The following is a 19,010-nucleotide window of genomic DNA, read 5'->3' as shown; positions in this document are numbered from 1 at the left end:
GTGATCCTCGACCGCTATTTTGCCCGCCGCTTTATTCAAAGCTTTCTTGTAATCGGCGGTATTTTTCTGACCTTGATGATCCTGATCGATCTGATCGAACAGGTGCGGCGGTTCGATGGTGTTGACCTATCCTTTGGCCAGTTGCTGCAACTGACGTTGCTGAACACACCGGCCGCGATCAGCGAGATGTTGCCCCTGCTGATGATCCTGGCCACGATCGCGCTGTTTGTCGGCCTCGCCCGCAGCTCCGAACTGGTGGTGACCCGCGCTATCGGGCGATCCGGTATCCGAGCCCTGCTAGCGCCCGTGTTGCTTGCGCTGACCATCGGCGCACTTGCTGTGACTTTGCTGAATCCCATCGCGGCCGCGACGTCGGAAGAGTTCCAACGTTTGTCCGATGGCTATCGCAACCAGGGTGGTTCAGCCCTGTCCATCAGCCGCGAGGGGTTGTGGTTGCGCCAGAGCTCAGCCAACGGTCAGTCGGTGATTCACGCAACCGGCACTGTCAATGGCGACCGGTTCGCCCTGCGGAACGTGACCATCACAACGTTCTCATCCGACGGCAAGCCGAACCAGCAAATCTCGGCCCAGAAAGCTGATCTGGAGGATGGATTCTGGACCTTGCATCAGGCCAAAATCTGGCCCATTCAGGACGATCTCAATCCCGAAGCAAATGCCACCAGCCATGAGATCCTGAACCTACCCACAACGCTGACCAGAGACCGGATTCTGGACACTCTCGGGCAAAAGGATTCAGTTTCGGTCTATGATCTGCCCCAGTTGATTCGTGATCTGGGCGAGGCGGGATTTTCAACCAAGCAATATGAGGTCTGGCTGCAAGTACAACTTGCGCGACCCCTGTTTCTGGTTTCGATGGTTCTGATCGGGGCCGCCTTCACAATGCGCCATGTCCGGTTCGGCGGCACCGGAGTTGCCGTGCTGACCGCTGTATTGCTGGGGTTCGGTATCTACTTCATCCGGAATTTCGCCCAAATTCTTGGCGAAAACGGGCAATTACCTATTCTGGTCTCGGCCTGGGCCCCACCCTTTGCGGGCATTCTACTGTCTCTGGGCCTGTTGCTCCATGCGGAGGATGGCTGATGCGCTCCGTCCTGTCTTTGTTGCTGTCGAGCGCACTGATCCTCTCGCTGCCAGCAGCAGTTGCCGCACAGTCCGAACCAGAAGGTGCCGCCAGCGAGGCTGACGCAACTGAACAGAATCAACCCGCCCTACTGGTGGCCGATGAGATATTCATTACCCCGGATCGCAAACTGGTCGCAGAGGGGAATGTCGAGGCCTTCCAAGGCGACGTCAAACTGACAGCACAAAGCGTCACCTATGATCGCGAAACCGGCGAGCTGACCCTGACCGGCCCAATCCGGATCGATCAAGGCGGGAACAGCACATTGCTGGCCGATTCCGCGCAGTTGGACAGCGGGATACAGAATGGACTTCTGGTGGGCGCGCGCATGGTCTTTGACCAGCAAGTGCAGATCGCCTCAGTTCAGGCCACCCGTGCGGCAGGTCGCTACACGCAATTCAGCAAGGTCGCTGCAACGTCATGTCATGTCTGCGCGAATGGCAGACCCCCGATCTGGCAAATTCGCGCCCGGAAAGTGACCCATGACCAGCTTGAACGGCAGCTCTATTTCGAAGGCGCACAGTTCCGAATACTCGATGTCCCGGTCTTCTACTTTCCCACGCTGCGCCTACCCGACCCGACACTTGAGCGGGCGACCGGCTTTCTCGTGCCGTCGATCCGCACCACTTCGCAACTAGGCACTGGCGTTCAGGTGCCGTATTTCTTCAAGATCGGAGATCACAAGGACCTGACTCTGACGCCCTATCTGTCGTCCAAGACCCGCACACTTGGGTTTCGTTACCGGCAGGCATTCAAACGCGGGCGCATTCGGCTGCGGGGCTCTTATACACGCGACGACCTGCAGCCCGGTCAGGATCGGGGGTATTTCTTCGCCGATGGCCGGTTCGGTCTTGGAAATGACTACCGGCTGACATTCGATATCAAAACAACTTCGGATGACTCGTATCTGGCAGATTACGGCTTGCCCGATTTCGACCGCCTGCGTAGCGAAATTGCACTTGAGCGGATCAAGCGTGATACGGCGTTCAGAACCAGCTTCATCCACTACAAGTCCCTTCGGGATAGCGAAAATCAGGATGAAATCCCATCGCGTGTCTTCGACATCAACTATCGAAAGCGATTCTTCCCCAGCACCTTAGGGGGTGAAGTTGAACTAAGCCTCGATGGTCACACCCACACGCGAACCAGTGACGAAGATATTATTGGTCGCGACGTCGCCAGGGCAACATTCGATGCGGAATGGCTGCGCAACTGGACCTTTGCGACCGGATTACGTGCAGAGGCATTGGTGGGCGCGTCAGTGGATACGTTCAATATCCGCAATGACAGCGAGTTTCCGAACAATGTAACCCGCTCGACCCCGCGCGCAGCTTTTACCCTGCGCTATCCCATGCTGCGCCGCGAGCAGTCCGGTGCAACACAAATCCTTGAGCCAATCGCGCAAATTGGTTGGACGCATGTTTCGAACAATGACGTTCCCAACGATGAAAGTACCTTTCAGGAACTCGATCAGGGCAATCTTTTGTCCCTTTCGCGCTTTCCGGCCCCCGACCGCCGCGAAGACGGTGCAACCGCCGTTGTGGGCCTGAACTGGTCTCGGTACAACGCTGACGGCTGGCGGGCGCTGGCGACAATCGGACAGGTCTTCCGGTCCGATGCGGATCCGGATTTCACGCTCACATCGGGGCTGCAGGGTACCAAGTCCGACATTCTGCTTGCCGGGCAATTGAATAACGGCAAGGGGCTGACATTGGCCGCGCGTGGGCTTTTAAACAGCGATTTCAGTTTTACCAAAGCTGAAATTCGTGCAGGCTGGTCTAATGGAGATACGGCAATCTCCGGCGGGTACATCTGGCTCGAACCTGATCCTGCTGAAGCAAATAATGATGAAATCTCGGAACTACGGGTCGGTGGCCGCTACCGCGTAGACCAAAATTGGCTAACCCTTGCCAGCGCACGCTATGATTTCAGCGAATCCGAACCACTCCGCCTTGGGTTCGGCGTGACCTACGAAAATGAGTGTGTGCAGGTAAATGTGAACGTCAACAGACGCTTTACCTCCACATCAAGTATTGAGCCTTCGACAGAATTCGGCTTTACCGTTGCCCTGACAGGGTATTCCGTCGAAGGCGATGGACAGAAGTTTAAGAGAAGATGCAGTTGATCTCAGGTTTCACAAAATCTCTCCGCTCTGGCTGCCGTAGATCGGTGCTGCCGGTGCTGGCTGCCGCGCTTGTTGCAATGGCCACACCACAGGTTCAGGCTCAAAGCCTGTTCTCGCCTGCAATCCGGGTCAATCAGGACATTATCACCTGGTATGAACTTCAACAACGTCAGCAGTTTCTCGAATTGCTCGGCGTTCCGGGCAGTTCCGAGCGCGAAGTCCGCGAAGCCCTGATCGAGGATCGTCTGCGCAAACAGGCGATGCGCGATGCCGGCATCGAAGCCGCGCCCGAAGATATCCAGACCGGGATTGATGAATTCGCCTCGCGCGGCAACCTCAGCAGCGAAGAGTTTCTGCAGCTGCTCAACGATGCGGGCGTATCAAAGGAAACCGTCCGGGATTTTGTCGCCGATCAACTGTCCTGGCGCGACTTTGTCAGTACCCGCTTTCTGTCGCAGGCTCGTCCCTCGGAAGATGAGATCAACCGTGCTTTGGGTCAGGGTGGCGGCGGCGGCCTGCAGGTTCTGTTGTCCGAAATTATCATTCCGGTAACACCGCAGACCCTGGCGCAGGCTGAAGCCCTGGCCGATGAAATCTCACAACTTCCCGATCAAAACAGCTTTTCTTCGGCTGCTACGCAATACTCTGCCGCTGCCACACGCGAGAATGGCGGGCGACTGGATTGGCTGTCGCTCAACAACCTGCCTCCGGCCCTGCAACCCGTCATTCTGGGCTTGAAAAACGGTGAGATCACCGACCCACTGTCGCTCCCGAACGCCGTGGCTCTGTTCCAGATGCGCGGCATCCGCGAAGTTGCCGCGGGTGCCCCAACCTATTCCGAGATCGACTACGCGATCTACTACCTTCCCGGTGGCCGCAGCACCGAAACGCTTGCGAAAGCCGAAAAGCTCAAGGAAGAGATCGACACTTGCGATGACCTCTACGGCATCGCCAAAGATCAATCGCCCGACGTGCTGGAACGCCTTACCCAAAGCCCCTCGGCGATTCCACGCGACGTAGCGCTTGAGCTGGCCAAGCTTGATCCAAATGAGGCATCGGCCACGCTGACGCGCAACAACGGGCAGACGCTGATGTTCCTGATGCTGTGCAATCGCACCCGCAACCTGGGCGAAGACACCACCCGTGTGGACGTGGCAAACGCACTGACCCAGCAGCGGTTGCAGGCCCTTGCAAACAGCCTGCTGGAACAGCTGAGGGCCGACGCTGTCATCATCGAACAATGATCGCCCCAATCGCGCTAAGCTGTGGTGAGCCCGCCGGGATCGGACCCGAAATCGCAGCCAAAGCTTGGGCAGCCCTGCGCGATACCTGTCCGTTCTTCTACATCGGCGACGCATCACATTTGCCCGATGGAACACCCATTACCCGGATCGCCGACCCGTCTGAGGCGGCACCGGCCAGCGCCTCGGCTCTGCCGGTGCTGCATTTCGACTTTCCTGCCCCGAACACGCCCGGCCACCCCGATCCAGCAAACGCACTTTCGGTCATCGATTCTATTGAAAAGGGTGTTGAGCTGGTGAGTTCCGGCGCAGCCTCTGCACTTTGTACCGCCCCGATCCACAAAAAGGCGCTGATCGACGGTGCGGGTTTTGCCTTCCCCGGCCATACCGAATTTCTTGCGGCGTTGGCAGGCCGGTCGCGCGTGGTAATGATGCTGGCCAGCGAACAGCTCCGCGTGGTTCCTGCCACCATCCACATCCCGCTCTCCCAGGTCCCAAGCGCACTCACCCCAGAAGTGCTGCAAGAAACCATCGAGATCACCGCCCAAGGCCTGCGCACCCAATTCGGTATCCACCATCCTCGCATCGCCATCGCGGGGCTGAACCCCCACGCTGGCGAAGGCGGGAAAATGGGTACGGAAGAGCTTGACTGGATCGCGCCACTGATCGCAGACCTCGATCCAATCGACTACGCAGTGACGGGCCCGCACCCCGCCGATACCATGTTCCACGCCGCTGCGCGCTCCCGCTATGATGCCGCGATTGCAATGTATCACGACCAGGCCCTGATCCCGATCAAGACACTGGATTTCGACCGCGGTGTGAACGTAACCTTGGGCCTGCCCTTCGTCCGGACCTCGCCGGATCACGGCACCGCTCTGGATATCGCGGGCCAAAGCAGCGCGAACCCCAACAGCCTGATCGAGGCCCTGAAGCTCGCCCAGCGAATGGCGCAGTCCCGCTAATGCTTCATCTGGCCCCAAATACCTCCGCCGGAGGCAAAAAAATCTCTGGCGCTCTCCCCGCAACCCGCGCGACGGTAAAGTCATGAGCGCCATCGACTCCCTCCCCCCGCTGCGCGAGGTTATCGCAACTCACCAGCTTTCGGCCCGCAAGTCGCTGGGCCAGAACTTCCTGCTCGACCTCAACTTGACCGCCAAGATCGCGCGGCAGGCGGGTGATCTGACTCAATGCGATGTCCTTGAAATCGGCCCAGGCCCCGGAGGTCTGACTCGCGGGCTTCTGTCCGAAGGCGCGCGCAAGGTCGTGGCCGTGGAAAAGGACACCCGCTGCATCGCCGCCCTGAACGACATCGCCATCGCCTATCCGGGCCAGCTGGAAGTGATCAACGGCGACGCGCTGGAAATCGAGCCGCTGGCCCATCTGACGCCTCCGATCCGGGTGGCCGCCAACCTGCCCTACAATGTCGGGACCGAGCTTCTGGTCCGCTGGCTCACCCCGCCCGAATGGCCGCCCTTCTGGCAGAGCCTGACCCTTATGTTTCAACGTGAAGTGGCCGAGCGGATCGTCGCCCAACCCGGCAGCAAGGCCTATGGCCGCCTCGCCATACTTGCCCAATGGCGGGCCGAAGCGCGCATTGCAATGTCCCTGCCACCCGGAGCCTTCACTCCACCGCCCAAGGTCTCAAGCGCCGTGGTTCACCTGACTGCCCTGCCCGAACCCCGCTATCCCGCTGACGCCGCAACCCTGTCGCGCGTGGTTGCCACAGCCTTCAATCAGCGCCGCAAAATGCTGCGGGCCTCACTGAAAGGGGCAGCGCCAGATATCGAGGACCGCCTGATCGCAGCCGGAATCAAACCCACCGACCGGGCCGAGCAGATCCCGCTCGAAGCCTTCTGCGCGCTCGCGCGCGAAATTCGCAAACCCTGAACGAAAAAACCCCAGGCCTTTGCCCGGGGTTTTCATTAAATTCATGATCGAAAAGCGCTTATTCAGCTGCCTCGGGTGCGTCGCCCTTGTCAGCGGGTGCATCCTCAGCCGCAGGGGTGGCAGCCTTTGGCTTCCGGGTGCGCGGGCGGCGCGGCTTTTCCTTACGCTCGGTCGCTTCGGGTTGCTCGGCATCCTTGCTTTCCGGCGTCTCGACCAGCCCTGTATCGGGCGCAGCCGCCTCATTCCCGAAATCCACAACGTCCGGCTGCGGAGCCTCGGCCGGATCGGCCTGACGGGCTGCTTCGCGTTCCTGACGCTCCGCGCGTTCACGATCACGCTCGGCCTGTCGTTCGCGGTTCTGACGCTCTTGCTCTTCGCGGCGCGCTTCGATCTCGCGCTGCGCTTCGCTTAGCATGCGCAGATAGTGCTCGGCGTGTTGCTGAAAGTTCTCAGCTGCCACGCGGTCATTCGACAGCTGAGCGTCGCGCGCCAATTGGTTGTATTTGTCAATGATCTGCTGCGGTGTGCCACGCACCTTGCCTTCGGGGCCCGAGCTGTCAAAAACCCGGTTTACGACGTTTCCGCCAGAAGGACGATTGCGGTTGTTCTTGGCCCGCGAGCGGGATTTGGAAGATCTCATCTTACTTTACGTCAGCCTTATCAATTCACTGTCGATCAACCCGTATCTAACGCTGCTCAGTGGCTTGTGCCGTTACGCGCTATCGACTTTTTGGGCTTGGCGTCAGGGGTGCGCTGAAACAGCGTCAACCTCGCCGACTAATCCTGAGTAAACATGTCCTGAGCGTTCAGACAAGGGGATTCTCGAAAATGTCGCAGCTTTTTTACATCAATCGGCATTTTTCGGCCTCAGTTTCGCTTAGAAGGCGGCATTCTGGCCCCCACAACACGATCACGCCCGTCCAAATCTGGGATCACCTTTACGCCGGTCAAACCAGCGGCATCAAAAAGGGCAGAAACATAAGCGCCCTGTGTCGGGCCAATTTCAACCAGGATACGTCCGCCAGGCATCAGATAATCCGGGGCCGACGCCGCAATACGGCGATAGGCATCCAGACCGTCGCCCTCATCCGTCAGCGCCATGCGCGGCTCATGTTCGCGCACTTCAGGGGAAAGCGCATGCATCTCGTCCGCTGAAATATAGGGCGGATTCGAAACAATCAGATCGAACTGACCTTCAATGTTTTCGAACCAGTCAGATTGCCGAATCTCGACGCGCGCCTGCACCTGATGCTGTACTGCATTGGCGCTGGCCTGCAGACAGGCAGCTTCGCTGAGGTCGGCGCCGACGCCCGAGGCACTCGCCCGCTCGGCCAGCAAGGTGATCAGGATACAGCCCGAGCCCACACCCAAATCGAGTACATGATCAAACGGCTCGCTCAGCGCCGCCTCGATCAATGCCTCGGTCTCCGGGCGCGGGTCCAGCACATCGCGACTGACCCGAAACCGCCGACCATAGAATTCACGCTCGCCCAGCAGATGCGATACCGGCACTCGGATGGCCCTTAGCGAGATCAATTGATCGTAGCGTTCCGCGATATCCTCCGGCAGTTCCTCGGGCGCGATCAGCGTCACCCGGCTGGCCTCGATCCGCGCCGCATGCGCCAGCAGCACCCGCGCATCCCGCGCTGGATCAGGCACACCGGCTGCGCGCAAACGTGCGGTTGCAGCGACCATGGCCTGCGCGGCTGTCAGCGCAGCAATCATTGCGCCATTTCGGCCAGAAGCCGAGCCTGATCATCTGCGGTCAGCGCGTCGATCACCTCATCCAGATCGCCCTGCATCACCTGATCCAGCTTATAAAGCGTCAGGTTAATGCGGTGATCCGTCATGCGGCCTTGCGGGAAGTTATACGTCCTAATCCGTTCCGACCGGTCACCTGAACCGACCTGACTGGCGCGATCCGCCGAGCGTTCGCTGTCGATCCGCTGCCGTTCAAGATCATAAAGGCGCGTTTTCAGCACCTGCATCGCTATCTCACGGTTTCGGTGCTGGGATTTCTCGGAACTGGTCACCACGATTCCGCTGGGCAAGTGAGTAATCCGCACAGCCGAATCCGTCGTGTTCACGTGCTGCCCCCCCGCGCCCGAGCTGCGCATCGTGTCAATTCGGATGTCATTGGCATCGATCTGAATGTCCACATCCTCGGCCTCTGGCAAAACCGCCACCGTCGCCGCCGAGGTATGAATGCGCCCACCGCTTTCGGTTTCGGGCACGCGCTGCACGCGATGCACGCCGGATTCGTACTTCATCCGCGCAAAGACATTGTCGCCCTTGATATGTGCCACCACCTCTTTGATCCCACCAAGATCAGACGCTTGTTCCTCGATGATCTCGAACTGCCAGCCCCGCGCTTCGGCATAGCGTTGATACATGCGCAGCAAGTCTCCGGCAAACAGCGCGGCCTCATCCCCGCCGGTGCCGGGGCGTATTTCCAGCATTGCCGGGCGCGCATCAGCCGCGTCTTTGGGCAACAGCGCCAGCTGCAAGGCATGCTCCGCCTCGGGGATACGCGCCTGCAGTTCTGGAATTTCCTCTTCGGCCAGCTCTTTCATGTCCGGGTCGGACAGCATTGCCTCGGCCTCGGCCAGATCTGAAACCAGCTGACGCCACGCCATGATCTGATCGACCACCGGCTTGAGGTCGGAATATTCCTTTGCCAAAGCTGCAATATCCCCGCCCGAGGCACCATCCGCCATGGCCGCTTCGAGGTATTGGAATCGCTGAGTTATCTGTTCAAGGCGTTCTTCGGGGATCATCCGCGCGGTGTCTATCATCCAGAGGCTTTGGTCAAGGCCCTGCCTTGTGCTAGGCTTGGGCCATGAAGCGACTGATCTTAGCCCTGACACTCATTGCGACGCCCGGAATGGCCGATGTTGTTGGCCCCGGAGGCAAAGTGCAAGACTGCTATTGCACCGACAAATCCGGCACCCGCATCGAGTTGGGAGAGATGATATGCCTGCAGGTCGACGGCCGCATGTTCATGGCCCAATGCCAGATGTCGCTGAACGTGCCCATGTGGCGCGAGGTGCAAGAGGGCTGTTTGTCGTCAGGGTTGCAGCAAAGCAAGCCATTGGGTGACCCGGTCCCGATTGACGCCGAAATCTTTCCGGCCAAATCTTAATCTTGCATAGATACGCAGCGTATCACCGTCTAGCTGCACGGTGGTGTAATCGGGAAAACCGAACACCTTGGTACGGGTGATATAGGTGATCATGCCCTCTTCCAGCGATCCGGCCAGCACACTGGTGCGTGGTGTTGCGCGCGCAATTTTATCGAGACGCGCCAGCCCATCAGGACCGGTTTCGACGACCCGAACGACACCACCCTTCAGGTCTCGTTCCGTGTCTTCAGGGGCCACATGCCAGCGCACAGGATCTGAAGGCGCAAGTCTGATATAGGCACCCATTGCAAGGCCCACCGCAATCAACAGCCACAGCAACATTTTTATCTGCCCATTCATTCCCGCTATGCCCTGCTTACTCGGTCAGAGGATGGCGTCGCACCCCTATCGTGACGTCACTCCGGGCAGAATGCACAGCATCTCGAACAGTAGATTGGCTGCGGTCAGTGCCGTATTGCCCGACGGATCATAGGGTGGAGATACTTCGACCAGATCGCAGCCCACCACATTCATGCCTGCCAGTGCATGGATCAACTGCAGCGCCTGCGGAGTGGTCAGACCTGCGATCTCGGGCGTGCCTGTTCCGGGTGCATAGGCCGGATCGAGGCTGTCGATATCGTAGGTGATATAGACCGGGTGATCGTCAACAGTTTTACGGATCAAAGAGCCGATTTCGGTCAGGTTCTGTTGCCACAGCTCCCACGCCGGGTACTGACGGAACCCCCAACCCTGTGCCTCGGTAAAGTCGCTGGCGGCGTAACCCGAGCCTCGAATGCCGATCTGAAAGGTCTTGTCAGGGACAATCAGCCCTTCCTCATAGGCGCGGCGGAAGACAGTGCCGTGGGTTTCCTTTTCACCGAACATCTCATCATTCACGTCAGCATGGGCGTCCACGTGCACCAGAGCCACAGGCCCGTGCTTGGCCGCCATCGCCCGCAGGATCGGCAAAGTGATCGAGTGATCCCCACCCATCGCCACTGGGACAACACCTTGCGCCAAAATGCCGTCATAGCTTTCCTTGATGATCTTAAGACTGTCGGCGAGCGAGAAAGTGTTGATCGCCAGATCGCCGATATCTGCGATCTGCAAATGGTCGAACGGTGCCGCGCCATTGGACATGTTATAGGGCCGGATCATCGCACTTTCACTGCGAATCTGCTTGGGTCCGAACCGTGTGCCCGACCGCCACGAAGTGCCGATATCCATCGGAACCCCCAGGATCGCCACATCCAGCCCGTCCAGCGACGACGCCTGTGGCAACCGCATAAACGTGTTCGGCCCCGAAAACCGTGCCAGATCATTGCCGCCAATCGGTTGGTTGTATTGGGTCATGTGATGTCTCCGATCCGGTGCCTTAACCAAGCAGATACCGGGATTATGCCTAACCAAAGGTTAAGGTTTCACCAGCTTGTTCCACCCAAGCAAGCAAATGATCTGCGTCGCCACATGAGCCCCCGCAATCGCCGTCGCACCAGAGGTATCGTATGGCGGAGATACCTCAACCACATCGCCGCCCTTGATGTTGATCCCGGCGATGTCGCGCAGAATGATCTGCGCCTGAATCGAAGTTAGACCGCCCCAGACCGGTGTGCCCGTCCCCGGCGCAAAGGCCGGATCGAGGCCATCGATGTCAAAGCTCAGATAGACCGGACTGTCGCCCAGAATACCCCTGATCTTCTGCGCCACGGCGGCGGGTCCGGATTCGTAAACCTCGCGCGCGTCGATGATGTTGACGCCCAACGTGTCTTCGTTTGTAGTGCGAATGCCCACCTGAACCGAGCGTTTCGGATCAACCAACCCCGATTTCACTGCCTTGTAGAACATCGTCCCGTGATCCACGCGGGACATGTCGTCATCGGCCCAGGTGTCCGTATGCGCATCGAATTGCAGCAGTGACATTGGCCCATATTTCTCGGCATAGGCCTTAAGGATCGGGAAGCTGATATAGTGATCCCCTCCCAGCGTGACCGAAGCCACATCCGCCGCCAAAATGGTACGGATATGATCGGTCAGCGTGTCGGGAAAGGCCGGGATATTGGCATAGTCATAGGCCATATCTCCATAATCCACGATCGCCAACTCGCTGAGCGCGTCAAAGGGCCAGCCATAGGGTGCATCCGGGGATTGCAACGCGCTCGCCTCACGGATCGCGCGCGGCCCCAGACGGGTTCCGGGGCGATTTGTCACCGCCTGATCGAAAGGCACGCCGGTTACAGCAATATCCGCACCCGTCAGGTCTTTGGTATAAAGCCGCCGCAGGAATGAGGTCGCGCCGCCAAAGGTGTTTTCATAGGACAGCCCCTTAAGATCGGGGTTGGTGAATGCCTCATCCACCTGGTTCTTTGCATCTTCCAGTGCCATGTCTTTTCCCTGTCAGCCCAACGGCTGTGCCTTTTCGACGATCCGTGCGAAGAAGGACGCTCCGATCGGCGCGACGTCGTCATTGAAGTTGTATTTCGGATGGTGCAGCCCCGCGCCATCTCCTTGCCCCATGAACAAGTAAGCACCAGGTCGGGCCTGCAGCATGTAGGAAAAATCCTCTGCCCCCATCTCACGCCCAGCATCATCTTTCACGCGTTCCGCGCCGGATACATCCCGCGCCACTTCAGCCGCGAATGCCGCCTTGTCGGCGTCATTGATGGTGGCAGGATAACCCTCCTGATAGTCCAGTTTGGCCTCGACACCGTACGAGGCCGCCTGCCCCGCCACGATCTGCGCCATTCTCTCTTTGACCATCCTTTGCACGGCCGGATCAAAGGTGCGAACGGTGCCGTTCAGATAAGCGGTATCAGGGATCACGTTATTCACTGTTCCGGTGTGTATCTGCGTCACCGACACCACCAGATCGTCCAGCGCATAGTGGTTGCGGCTGACGATGGTTTGGATCGCCTGCGCCATCCCGCAAGCTGCCATCACCGGGTCGCGCGTCTCATGCGGCATTGCCCCGTGGCCGCCCACGCCCTGAATATGGATCTCAAACGTATCTACTGCGGCCATCAGCGGCCCCGGCGTGGTTTCGAACAGCCCCTCGGGCCGACCCGGAGTGTTATGGATACCGTAAACCTGAGAGATATCGAACCGATCCATGATGCCTTCTTCAACCATCACGCCCGCGCCGCCGCCCTCTTCCTCGGCAGGCTGAAAGATCAGCGCAACCCGGCCCGCAAAATTCCGCGTTTCGGCCAGATAGCGCGCAGCACCCAGCAGCATGGTTGTGTGCCCGTCATGACCGCAGGCATGCATCTTACCGGGGTTCTTCGAGGCGTAGTCCACGCCCGTTTCCTCGGTAATCGGCAGAGCATCCATGTCAGCGCGCAGACCAATAGTCGGTCCCTCGCCCTGCCCGTTGATGATCGCGACCATGCCGGTTTTGGCGATTCCCTCATGCAGTTCATCTACCCCAAACTCGCGCAGACGCTCGGCCACATAGGCGGCGGTCTCATAGCATTCGAATTCCAATTCGGGGATGGTGTGAAGGTGCTGGCGCCACTTGGCCATATCAGCGGCGTAATCGGCAATTCGGTTGACGACGGGCATCTGGGGTGGACTCCTGATCCTGACTGCGGGATGGATGCATCTGACACCGGAACGAAAGGGTTCGCAATGGCCGAAAATCCTCTGATCCACGACACGGACGCAGGTATCGAGCGTTTGCTGGAAATCATGCGCCGCTTACGCGACCCTCAATCCGGCTGCCCGTGGGATATCGAACAGGATTTTTCGACCATCGCGCCCTATACGATCGAAGAAGCCTATGAAGTCGCCGATGCCATCGAACGCGAGGCTTATGACGAATTGAAGGGAGAGCTGGGCGACCTGCTGTTCCAATCCGTCTTCCACGCGCAAATGGCTGAAGAGGCTGGGCATTTTACCTTTCAGGACGTGGTGCGCACCATGTCGAACAAGATGGTTACCCGTCACCCACACGTCTTCGGTGATGAGTCCCGAGACAAGTCGGCGGATCAACAGACAAAGGACTGGGAAACCATCAAAGCCGCCGAACGTGCGGGCAAAGAACAAAAAGGTGCACTAGACGGTGTCGCCGCCAACCTGCCCGCCCTGCTACGCGCACATAAGCTGCAGAAACGTGCCGCGCGCGTAGGGTTCGACTGGCCCGACGCCAGCCATGTGCTGGCCAAAATCACCGAAGAGGCCGCCGAACTGGAAGAGGCGCGCGACAGCATGGATGCCGACGCGCTTGAGGATGAATTCGGCGATCTGCTGTTTGTGATGGTCAACCTTGGCCGCCATCTGGGCATCGAACCCGAGGCTGCCCTGCGCCGCACAAACGCCAAGTTTACTCGTCGTTTTGAGAAGGTCGAAGCCCGGCTGGCCGAACGCGGAAAAACGCCCACCCAAAGTGATCTGGCCGAAATGGACGCGCTGTGGGATGAGGTGAAAATCGAGGAACACCGCGCCAACGGCAAACTCCCGCCGGTGGATGCCGCACGCGAGGCCTGAAACCGCTGGACAAGCCCCGCGACACTTGCGAGTGTCCGCCCTTCACGGCCCCGGAGACCACAATGCCCCGCAAGATCATAATCGACACCGATCCCGGACAGGACGACGCCGTCGCCATTCTTCTGGCGCTTGCCAGCCCCGAAGAGATCGAGGTTCTGGGTATCACCGCCGTCGCTGGAAACGTGCCTTTGGAGCTGACCGCCAAAAACGCTCGCATCGTGTGCGAGTTGGCGGGGCACACCGAAATCCCCGTCTACGCCGGATGCGATCGCCCCTTGAAACGCCCGCTCGTCACCGCCGAGCATGTGCATGGTAAAACAGGGCTCGACGGCCCTGTTTTGCCAGATCCCGAAATGCCTCTGGCCGAGGGTCACGCGGTCGATTTTATCATCGATACCCTACGCGCACATGAGCCCGGCACGGTGACGCTCTGCCCTCTGGGGCCGCTGACGAACATCGCCACTGCCTTCCAAAAAGCGCCCGACATCATCGACCGGGTGCAGGAAATCGTCCTGATGGGTGGTGCGTATTTTGAGGTTGGAAACATCACACCAGCAGCCGAATTCAACATTTATGTCGACCCGGAAGCTGCTGATATTGTGTTTAAATCCGGCATTCATGTCGTCGTAATGCCATTGGATGTCACACATGATGCGCTGGTCACACCCCATCGCAATGATGCATTCCGGGCATTGGACAGCAAGGTTGGTCATGCAGTGGCAGAGATGACCGATTTCTTCGAACGTTTCGACAAAGAAAAATACGGATCGGAGGGCGCACCGCTGCACGACCCCTGCGTCACCGCCTATCTGATCCGACCCGAGTTGTTCTCGGGCCGCCACATCAATGTTGAGATCGAAACCCAATCAGAATTGACGTTGGGCATGACAGTGGCCGACTGGTGGCGGGTCACTGATCGCGCACCAAACGCCATGTTCATGGGTGACGTGGATGCCCAAGGTTTCTTCGACCTGCTCACAGAAAGACTTGCCCGCCTATGACCGCCGCACTCCGCCTTGCCCGCCCCGACGATCTGGACCGACTGATGGCGCTGGTCGCGGCGTTTCACTCGGAATCCGGCATCGCGCAGGATGACGAGAAACGTCGCAACGCGCTGGCCCCTCTGCTGGATGGAATACCCCATGGGTGCATATATCTGATCGGTCCGGGCCGCGCACCGCTGGGCTATGTCATCCTCACCTTCGGCTGGTCGGTCGAGTTTGGTGGCATGGATGCCTTTGTAGATGAGATTTACATCCGCCCCGCCGTTCGCGGACGCGGTATCGCCACCGAAGTGCTGCATGATCTCCCCAAGGCGCTGGCCGAGGCCGGTCTGACCGCCCTGCATCTTGAGGTCGACCGAACCAACGAAACCGCGCAGAAACTATATCTGCGGTCAGGTTTTAAACCGCGCGATCGCTACATGCTGATGAGCAAATCGCTTTAGCGCGATTCCCCCCGGAAGATTACCGCCGGATTTGCCATTTCCTGCACCGGATCATCCTGCGAAACCTGCATCCCTGTGATCGGATAGGTCCCAGGCTCTGAACATGCGGCCAGCATCCCCGCGCAAAGCATTGAAATTACGAGAAAGACCTTTGAAGCAGACATATCGTCCCCCTTTCTGCAATGCTTGCAGACTATCGGGAGTCACAGCGCCGCAATAGGAACAAGTTCACACATAACGACATTTATGTTTGTTTAGCTTAACGATCAGCGGCAGTTCTTATTGAACGTCTGCTCCATGGTCTTGAACTGCCGGGGCACGCGTTTGGGTTTGGGCAGCGCATTCAACTGTTCAGTTATGTTCTCACCTGTGTACCAGGACTCGAACAATAATTCTTTGATGTCATCGTCCAAAACCGTGTTGGCGACGTTATAGGTGCACAGGCATTCCTCCATCGTGACCTGCCCGCTGGGATCGCCTTCCACCATTTTCTGGCACACTGCCTGAGGCGGACGATCAGCCCCTGCAAGCTGAGGCAGGATCAATAGCGCCCCAGCGCCAACGATGCGTTTGAATGTTGTCATAAATCGCCCTCTCCCATGTTGGCCTTCGATGCCCAGCTTAGACGGATCGGTAATGACGCAAAGAAAAAAATGGCCCCGGCGTTCTACCGGGGCCTGATCTGGTTTTACCAAGTACGCCAAACTCAGCGCTTTAGGATCGACGCGCCGGCGTATTCTGCGACCTCACCCAGCGATTCCTCGATGCGGATCAGCTGGTTGTATTTGGCCAACCGGTCCGACCGCGCCAACGAGCCGGTTTTGATCTGCCCGCAGTTGGTCGCCACAGCCAAATCGGCAATGGTGGCATCTTCGGTCTCGCCCGAGCGATGCGACATCACGTTGGTATACCGTGCACGGTGGGCCATATCGACGGCGCGCAGGGTTTCAGTTAGTGATCCAATCTGGTTCACCTTAACCAGCATCGAGTTGGCACAGCCACGATCGATTCCCTCGGCCAGACGCTCTGGGTTGGTTACGAACAGGTCGTCGCCGACCAGTTGTACTTCGTTGCCGATGGCATCAGTCAGCGCTTTCCAGCCATCCCAATCGTCCTCGGACATGCCGTCTTCGATCGAGATAATTGGGTAATCTTTGACCAATGTCGCCAGATACTCTGCGTTTTCCTCTGAGGTCAGCGAGATGTTTTCACCCGACAGAACATATTTTCCGTCGCGGTAGTATTCGGTGGCGGCGCAGTCCAGCGCCAGATGGATCTCTTCTCCGGGTTTGTAGCCCGCTTTTTCGACCGCCTGCAGGATGAAATCCAGTGCCTCACGGGTCGAAGCGATGTTAGGGGCAAAACCACCTTCGTCCCCCACTCCGGTGGCCAGTCCGGCAGCCGACAGTTCGCGCTTGAGCGTATGGAACACCTCCGACCCCATGCGCACGGCTTCGCGGATATTCGCGGCCGAGGTCGGCATGATCATGAATTCCTGAATGTCGATCGGATTATCGGCGTGCTCACCCCCGTTGATGATGTTCATCATCGGAACCGGAAGAACGCGCGCCGAAGTACCGCCAACATAGCGATACAGAGGCTGCGTGGTGAAATCCGCCGCCGCCTTGGCCGTCGCCAGCGAGACACCCAGGATAGCGTTCGCGCCCAGACGGCCCTTGTTCTCGGTCCCGTCGAGTTCAATCATCGCCTGATCGATGGCCACCTGCTCGGTCGCGTCAAAGCCCACCAGTTCTTCGGCGATCTCACCGTTAACGGCAGCAACCGCTTCCAGCACGCCCTTGCCCATGTAACGAGATTTGTCACCATCGCGCTTTTCCACCGCCTCGTAGGCGCCGGTCGACGCACCTGAAGGCACTGCGGCGCGGCCCATGGTGCCGTCTTCCAGAATCACGTCCACTTCGACCGTCGGGTTGCCCCGGCTGTCCAGTATTTCGCGTGCGTGGATGTCGATGATCGTGCTCATGATACGGGTCCCAATGATGCCAACGGTTGCATGCCTCATACCAGCACGCGGCGAAAAGTAAACCGTTTCCGTTATCGCTAACACTTATATTTTTCAGCCTTTAGGGCTAACAGTTTGCTGTTTGCGCCAACAGGTCGCGGGCGCTTAGGCCACTGCCAATGCCCGCGCCAGCTGGCGTTCTCGAATGAAAGTATACAGACCTGATCCGATAATCAGACCAGCACCGGCCAACGTCATGCTGTCGGGGCGTTCGCCAAACATCAGCATCCCGGCCGTGATCGAGAACACCAACCGAGTATACCGAAATGGCGTCAGCGCTGAAGCTTCGCCAATCCGCATCGCGGTTACGATGCCGTAATAGCCCAAAACGCCGAACCCGATGGCACCCAGATAAGGCCCGATCTGCGCAGCTTGCAGCGGCACAACGGGCTGTGCTGTGAACACCATAAGGGCCGCACCAGCCAGCGCCACTCCGATATAGGCCTGCAATGCGACGACCGACGAGGCCACACGAACATCCAACCTGCGTGTGATCAGATCACGTGCCGCGATCGCAACGACCGAGACCAAAACAAACAATGATTCCGGCTGGAATCCCTCGAACCCGGGGCGGATGATCATCAAGACGCCGACAAAGCCGATCCCGATGGCGCTCCAACGGCGCCAACCGACCTGCTCACCCAGAAACAGTGCTGCCCCCATCGTGACGAATAGTGGCATCGCCTGAAAAACCGCCGCCACAGTCGACAGATCAACAAGTGACAGCGCGGTCACGAAGCTGAGTGCACCAAAGGCTTCGGTCCCGGCACGGATCAGCGGCAAAGGTTGCCACGCGACCGGGTCGAAGATGCGTTTGCGTGTTGCCATAGACATAAGCGTGAACACAGCCCCGCAGATCAGACCCAATGCGATCATGATCTGCCCGGTCGACACACTGACCGAGAGATGCTTGATGAACATGTCCTCAAGCGCGAAGGCCGCCATCGAGCCGATGATCAGCAAAATGCCGTTTACGTTGTTCATGCGCGTTTCCATTGGAACAGGCCGCTGTCAGGCGGACCTTTCCGGCAGCAAAACCGCAACCTTTGCGACGTCGCAAGCAGTATTACGACATGTTTGATGAAATCGCGTTCACCGACCGATCGATTTTCGTGATGTGTCAGTCTTTTTCCAACGGTACGCCGTACAATTCAAGGCGATGGCCTTTCAGCCTGTAGCCAAGCTTGGCTGCAATCTTTTCTTGCAGAGCTTCTATCTCAGGGTCGACAAACTCGATCACCTCGCCTGACTGCATGTCGATCAGGTGGTCGTGGTGATCGCGCTCTGCATCTTCGTATCGCGCGCGCCCGTCGCCGAACTCCAGCCGCTCAAGTATCCCGGCCTCTTCGAACAACTTCACGGTACGATAGACTGTCGCGATCGAAATTCCCGCATCTTCGGCTGAAGCACGGGCATAAAGCTCTTCTACATCCGGGTGATCTTCGCTTTGCTGCAAGACCTGTGCAATGGTCCGCCGCTGGCCGGTCATGCGCAGGCCCTTGGCTTCGCAACGGGCGATAATCGTGTCGGACATGGTGAC

General features: G+C 58.6%; 21 protein-coding genes. 9 read left to right on the top strand and 12 right to left on the bottom strand.

The features are described from left to right. From lptG to rsmA, 5 genes are all read left to right on the top strand, one after another. Nucleotides 1-1,101, top strand: a complete 1,101-nt coding sequence (gene lptG / locus ACR0A1_RS03870) for an LPS export ABC transporter permease LptG (protein ID WP_170646596.1) — start codon at nt 1-3, stop codon at nt 1,099-1,101. Continuing rightward, on the top strand, nt 1,101-3,266 hold the full coding sequence (locus tag ACR0A1_RS03865; RefSeq protein WP_480866303.1) for an LPS-assembly protein LptD: 2,166 nt from the start codon (nt 1,101-1,103) through the stop codon (nt 3,264-3,266). Before lptG ends, ACR0A1_RS03865 begins: the two co-directional genes overlap by 1 nt. Continuing rightward, nucleotides 3,257-4,510 carry a peptidylprolyl isomerase gene (locus ACR0A1_RS03860; protein WP_480866301.1) on the top strand — a complete coding sequence of 418 codons (1,254 nt, stop codon included), beginning with the start codon at nt 3,257-3,259 and terminating at the stop codon, nt 4,508-4,510. Before ACR0A1_RS03865 ends, ACR0A1_RS03860 begins: the two co-directional genes overlap by 10 nt. Continuing rightward, a complete protein-coding gene (gene pdxA / locus ACR0A1_RS03855; protein ID WP_480866299.1) occupies nt 4,507-5,472 on the top strand; it encodes a 4-hydroxythreonine-4-phosphate dehydrogenase PdxA in 966 nt (321 codons plus the stop codon). Before ACR0A1_RS03860 ends, pdxA begins: the two co-directional genes overlap by 4 nt. Nucleotides 5,473-5,554: 82 nt before the next feature. After that, nucleotides 5,555-6,397, top strand: coding sequence for a 16S rRNA (adenine(1518)-N(6)/adenine(1519)-N(6))-dimethyltransferase RsmA (gene rsmA / locus ACR0A1_RS03850; protein ID WP_480814168.1), 843 nt, complete (start codon nt 5,555-5,557; stop codon nt 6,395-6,397). A 58-nt stretch (nt 6,398-6,455) separates the two neighbouring features. Here rsmA and ACR0A1_RS03845 read toward each other — a convergent pair whose 3' ends face one another. From ACR0A1_RS03845 to prfA, 3 genes are all read right to left on the bottom strand, one after another. Beyond that, nucleotides 6,456-7,037, bottom strand: coding sequence for a DUF4167 domain-containing protein (locus ACR0A1_RS03845; RefSeq protein WP_170396747.1), 582 nt, complete (start codon nt 7,035-7,037; stop codon nt 6,456-6,458). A 227-nt stretch (nt 7,038-7,264) separates the two neighbouring features. Beyond that, the gene (prmC, locus tag ACR0A1_RS03840; RefSeq protein ID WP_480866297.1) at nt 7,265-8,122 is read right to left on the bottom strand and encodes a peptide chain release factor N(5)-glutamine methyltransferase; all 858 of its coding nucleotides are present in this window, start codon (nt 8,120-8,122) and stop codon (nt 7,265-7,267) included. Beyond that, on the bottom strand, nt 8,119-9,174 hold the full coding sequence (prfA, locus tag ACR0A1_RS03835; RefSeq protein WP_170396981.1) for a peptide chain release factor 1: 1,056 nt from the start codon (nt 9,172-9,174) through the stop codon (nt 8,119-8,121). Before prfA ends, prmC begins: the two co-directional genes overlap by 4 nt. A gap of 62 nt (nt 9,175-9,236) precedes the next feature. Between prfA and ACR0A1_RS03830 the strand changes: the two genes are divergently transcribed. Then, the gene (locus ACR0A1_RS03830) at nt 9,237-9,539 is read left to right on the top strand and encodes a hypothetical protein (RefSeq protein WP_170509520.1); all 303 of its coding nucleotides are present in this window, start codon (nt 9,237-9,239) and stop codon (nt 9,537-9,539) included. On the opposite strand, the gene ACR0A1_RS03825 is transcribed toward ACR0A1_RS03830, so the two are convergent. From ACR0A1_RS03825 to ACR0A1_RS03810, 4 genes are all read right to left on the bottom strand, one after another. After that, entirely contained in the window at nt 9,465-9,860 is a 396-nt protein-coding gene (locus ACR0A1_RS03825) for a DUF1499 domain-containing protein (RefSeq protein WP_480453734.1), read from the bottom strand. The two genes, ACR0A1_RS03830 and ACR0A1_RS03825, sit on opposite strands and share 75 nt — an antisense overlap. A 63-nt stretch (nt 9,861-9,923) precedes the next feature. Continuing rightward, a complete protein-coding gene (speB, locus tag ACR0A1_RS03820; RefSeq protein WP_170396741.1) occupies nt 9,924-10,871 on the bottom strand; it encodes an agmatinase in 948 nt (315 codons plus the stop codon). 60 nt (nt 10,872-10,931) lie between these two features. Further along, nucleotides 10,932-11,900 (bottom strand): agmatinase, encoded by a 969-nt coding sequence (speB, locus tag ACR0A1_RS03815; RefSeq protein ID WP_170662750.1) that lies wholly within the window; start codon nt 11,898-11,900, stop codon nt 10,932-10,934. A 12-nt stretch (nt 11,901-11,912) separates the two neighbouring features. Next, nucleotides 11,913-13,076 carry a M20 aminoacylase family protein gene (locus tag ACR0A1_RS03810; RefSeq protein ID WP_170636205.1) on the bottom strand — a complete coding sequence of 388 codons (1,164 nt, stop codon included), beginning with the start codon at nt 13,074-13,076 and terminating at the stop codon, nt 11,913-11,915. Nucleotides 13,077-13,142: 66 nt separating this feature from the next. Here ACR0A1_RS03810 and mazG point away from each other — a divergent pair, with 66 nt between their 5' ends. The 3 genes from mazG (at nt 13,143) to ACR0A1_RS03795 (ending at nt 15,447) form a co-directional block, all read left to right on the top strand. Further along, nucleotides 13,143-14,000, top strand: coding sequence for a nucleoside triphosphate pyrophosphohydrolase (gene mazG / locus ACR0A1_RS03805; RefSeq protein ID WP_223117944.1), 858 nt, complete (start codon nt 13,143-13,145; stop codon nt 13,998-14,000). A 62-nt stretch (nt 14,001-14,062) separates the two neighbouring features. Further along, nucleotides 14,063-15,001 carry a nucleoside hydrolase gene (locus tag ACR0A1_RS03800; protein WP_480866293.1) on the top strand — a complete coding sequence of 313 codons (939 nt, stop codon included), beginning with the start codon at nt 14,063-14,065 and terminating at the stop codon, nt 14,999-15,001. Beyond that, complete coding sequence (locus ACR0A1_RS03795; RefSeq protein ID WP_170422057.1) at nt 14,998-15,447, top strand: GNAT family N-acetyltransferase; 450 nt, start codon at nt 14,998-15,000, stop codon at nt 15,445-15,447. The genes ACR0A1_RS03800 and ACR0A1_RS03795 overlap by 4 nt, the downstream gene beginning before the upstream one ends. On the opposite strand, the gene ACR0A1_RS03790 is transcribed toward ACR0A1_RS03795, so the two are convergent. From ACR0A1_RS03790 to ACR0A1_RS03770, 5 genes are all read right to left on the bottom strand, one after another. Next, entirely contained in the window at nt 15,444-15,611 is a 168-nt protein-coding gene (locus tag ACR0A1_RS03790) for a hypothetical protein (protein ID WP_170396730.1), read from the bottom strand. The two genes, ACR0A1_RS03795 and ACR0A1_RS03790, sit on opposite strands and share 4 nt — an antisense overlap. A 102-nt stretch (nt 15,612-15,713) precedes the next feature. Next, on the bottom strand, nt 15,714-16,031 hold the full coding sequence (locus ACR0A1_RS03785; protein ID WP_170422059.1) for a hypothetical protein: 318 nt from the start codon (nt 16,029-16,031) through the stop codon (nt 15,714-15,716). A 122-nt stretch (nt 16,032-16,153) separates the two neighbouring features. Then, nucleotides 16,154-17,431, bottom strand: coding sequence for a phosphopyruvate hydratase (eno, locus tag ACR0A1_RS03780; protein ID WP_170406273.1), 1,278 nt, complete (start codon nt 17,429-17,431; stop codon nt 16,154-16,156). A gap of 144 nt (nt 17,432-17,575) precedes the next feature. Continuing rightward, entirely contained in the window at nt 17,576-18,454 is an 879-nt protein-coding gene (locus tag ACR0A1_RS03775) for a DMT family transporter (RefSeq protein WP_170422062.1), read from the bottom strand. Between the two features lie 136 nt (nt 18,455-18,590). Next, the gene (locus ACR0A1_RS03770; RefSeq protein WP_170396723.1) at nt 18,591-19,004 is read right to left on the bottom strand and encodes a Fur family transcriptional regulator; all 414 of its coding nucleotides are present in this window, start codon (nt 19,002-19,004) and stop codon (nt 18,591-18,593) included. Between the last annotated feature and the right edge of the window lie 6 nt (nt 19,005-19,010).

This window comes from Ruegeria sp. D6, from assembly GCF_056534365.1.
Note: the sequence above shows the minus strand (reverse complement) of the source record. Positions and strands in the feature narration are given on the sequence as shown.